Source organism: Actinoplanes sp. NPDC051633 (assembly GCF_040681735.1).
Taxonomy (GTDB): Bacteria; Actinomycetota; Actinomycetes; order Mycobacteriales; family Micromonosporaceae; genus Actinoplanes.
In genome coordinates this window covers 1-3,530 of sequence record NZ_JBFAZH010000819.1, presented here as the reverse complement: position 1 = coordinate 3,530, position 3,530 = coordinate 1, and the positions used below count along the sequence as shown (strand labels likewise).

At 68.1% G+C, this 3,530-nt stretch carries 3 protein-coding genes; all 3 read left to right on the top strand.

The annotated features are described in order from the left end of the window. A partial coding sequence (locus tag AB0M20_RS32670) for a family 43 glycosylhydrolase (RefSeq protein ID WP_364304188.1) occupies window positions 1-1,751 on the top strand: 1,751 nt, incomplete at its 5' end. 42 nt (window positions 1,752-1,793) lie between these two features. Then, entirely contained in the window at window positions 1,794-3,251 is a 1,458-nt protein-coding gene (locus tag AB0M20_RS32665) for an endo-1,4-beta-xylanase (RefSeq protein ID WP_364304187.1), read from the top strand. A gap of 92 nt (window positions 3,252-3,343) precedes the next feature. Then, window positions 3,344-3,530 (top strand): RICIN domain-containing protein (locus tag AB0M20_RS32660; protein ID WP_364304189.1); only part of this gene is annotated, 187 nt, incomplete at its 3' end.

Genomic DNA, 3,530 nt, shown 5'->3' with positions numbered 1-3,530 from the left:
TCGACGTCTCCGGCCGGTCCACCGCGGACGGTGGCGCCATCGTCCAGTGGACCGACAACAACGCCACCAACCAGCAGTTCAGCATCCAGGACATCGACGGCTACATCCAGCTGATCAACCGCAACAGCGGCAAGGCCGTCGAGGTGCAGGGCGCCTCCACCGCCGACGGCGGCAACATCGTCCAGTACGCCGACTGGAACGGCGCCAACCAGCAATGGCAACTGGTCCCGGTCGGATCGGGCACGCCGCCGGCCGGAACCTTCACCAATCCGGTGGTGTGGCAGGACTTCGCCGACGGCGACATCATCCGGGTCGGCGACGTCTACTACTACTCGGCGTCGACCATGCATTACTCGCCGGGCGCGCCGGTCCTGCGCTCGTACGACCTGGTGAACTGGGAGTATGCCGGGCACTCGGTGCCGCGGCTGGACTTCGACTCCAACGCCTACGACCTGAGCGGCGGCCGGGCGTACGTCAAAGGCATCTGGGCCTCGGCGTTCAACTACCGGCCGAGCAACAGCACCTACTACTGGCTGGGTTGCACCGAGTTCAACCGCACCTACGTCTACACCTCCGCCTCGGCCGGCAGCGGCTGGACCAAGAAGGCCCGGCTCAACACCTGCTACTACGACGCCGGGCTGCTGTTCGACGGCGACACCCCGTACGTCGCCTACGGCAACGGCACGATCAGCGTCGCGCAGTTGTCGCCGGACCTGACCTCGCAGGTGCGCGCGCAGACCGTCTATCAGACCCCGTCGAGCATCGGCACGCTCGAGGGCGCGCGCATGTACAAGCGGGGCAACTACTACTACATCTGGCTGACCCGGCCGGCCAACGGCCAGTACGTGCTGCGCTCGACCAGCCCGTGGGGTCCGTATGAGCAACGGCAGGTCCTGCTGAACCTGCCCGGACCGATCCCGGGCGGCGGCGTGCCGCACCAGGGCGGGCTCGTGCAGACGCAGAACGGCGACTGGTGGTACATGGCCTTCACCGACGCATACCCCGGCGGACGCATGCCGACCCTGGCCCCGATCACCTGGAGCAGCGACGGATGGCCGGTCCTGCAGACGGTCAACGGCCGGTGGGGCGCGAGCTACCCGAAGCCGAACATCAGCACGACCAGGACCGTGCAGCCGATGATCGGCCCGGACACGTTCTCCGGCACCACCCTGGCGCCGCGCTGGGAGTGGAACCACAACCCGGACACGACGCGGTTCAGCGTGAACAACGGGCTGAGGCTGTCGACCGCGACCGTCACCAACGACCTCTACAACGCCCGGAACACGCTGACGCACCGCATCCAGGGCCCCACGTCCACCGCCACGATCCGGCTGGACTACTCGGCGATGGCCAACGGTGACCGCGCCGGTCTGGCCATGCTGCGCGATCAGTCGGCGTGGATCGGCATCCGCAAGGACAACGGCGCCACCCGGGTCTCGATGACCAATGGGCTGACCATGTCGACCAACGGCTGGACCACCACCGGCACCGGCTCGGAGGCCGCCGGCGCGGCCGTCTCCGGAGGCACGGTCTGGCTGCGGGTATGCGCGAAAATCACCCCGGGCGCCGGGCGTACGGCCTCCTTCTCCTACAGCACGAACGGCAGCACCTTCACCACGCTGGGGCCGCCTTTCACGCTGAACAACGACTGGCAGTTCTTCATGGGCTACCGGTTCGGCATCTTCAATTACGCCACCAGCGCCCTCGGCGGTTCGGTCACCGTCAACCGGTTCGATTTGACCGCCCCGTAACCCGTCCCCCATCCATCCCCGCTCCCGAAAGAGAAACCGCCGATGAACAACACCGTCCCCCGGCGGCGAACGCTGCTCGCCGCGCTCGCCGCCGCGCTCACCGCCGTCACCATGATGGCCGTCGCCGGTCCGGCCGAGGCGGCCACCACCCTCGGTGCCTCCGCGGCGCAGACCGGCCGCTACTTCGGCGCCGCCATCGCGGCCGGCCGGCTCGGCGACTCGACCTACACCCGCATCCTGACCACCGAGTTCAACTCGGTCACCCCCGAGAACGAGATGAAGTGGGACGCCACCGAGCCGTCCCAAGGCCGGTTCACCTACACCAACGGCGACCGCATCCTCAACCAGGGCATCGCCATGGGCGCCAAGGTCCGCGGACACGCCCTGCTCTGGCACGCCCAGCAGCCCGGCTGGGCGCAGAGCCTGTCCGGCTCGGCCCTGCGCAGCGCCGCGATCAACCACGTCACCCAGGTCGCGTCGCACTACCGCGGCAGGATCTACGCCTGGGACGTGGTCAACGAGGCCTTCGCCGACGGCGGCAGCGGCGGCCGCCGCGACTCCAACCTGCAGCGCACCGGCAACGACTGGATCGAGGCCGCGTTCCGCGCCGCCCGCGCTGCGGATCCCACTGCCAAGCTCTGCTACAACGACTACAACACCGACGGCATCAACGCCAAGTCGACCGGCATCTACAACATGGTCCGCGACTTCAGGACCCGCGGTGTCCCGATCGACTGCGTCGGCTTCCAGTCCCATCTGGGCACCAGCATCGATTCCACCTACCAGGCCAACCTGCAACGCTTCGCCGACCTCGGCGTCGACGTGCAGATCACCGAGCTCGACATTTCTCAGGGCGGCAACCAGGCCTCCATCTACGCCACGGTCACCCGCGCCTGCCTCGCCGTCTCCCGCTGCACCGGCATCACCGTCTGGGGCATCCGCGACACCGACTCCTGGCGCACCGGCGACAACCCGCTGCTGTTCGACGGATCCGGCAACAAGAAGGCCGCCTACACCGCCGTGCTGAACGCCCTCAACGCGGGAGGCGGCCCCGGCGGCCCGTCGCCGATCGACACCAGCGCCTGGTACGTGCTGGTCAACCGCAACAGCGGCAAGGTCGTCGACGTCTACAACCTGATCACGACCGACGGCGCCCGGATCACCCAGTGGTCGCGCAACGACGGCAGCCAGCAGCAGTGGCAGTTCGTCGACTCCGGCGGCGGCTATTACCGGCTCAAGTCGCGGCTGTCCGGCAAGGTCCTCGACGTCTCGGGACGATCCACCGTGGACGGTGGGGTCATCGTCCAGTGGACCGATAACAACGCCACCAACCAGCAGTTCAGCATCGAGACCATCGACGGCTACATCCAGCTGATCAACCGCAACAGCGGCAAGGCCGTCGAGGTGCAGGGCGCCTCCACCGCGGACGGCGGCAACGTCGTCCAGTACGCCGACTGGAACGGCGCCAACCAGCAGTGGCAGCTCAGCAGAGTCGGATAGCACCACGCCCATCCCCCCGAATCTCCCGGAGGACATCTGTGAAGACGATCCAGAACCGACGCCGCCGATGGCTGGCGGCGGCGACCGCAGCCTTGACCACGCTGGCCGCCGGCCTGGTCACGGTCGTGAATGTCCCGGCCGCGTCGGCCGCGACGATCGACACCAGCGCCTGGTACGTGCTGGTCAACCGCAACAGCGGCAAGGCGCTCGACGTGTACAACCTGGCCACCAATGACGGCGCCCGGATCACCCAGTGGTCGCGCAACGACGGCAGCCAGC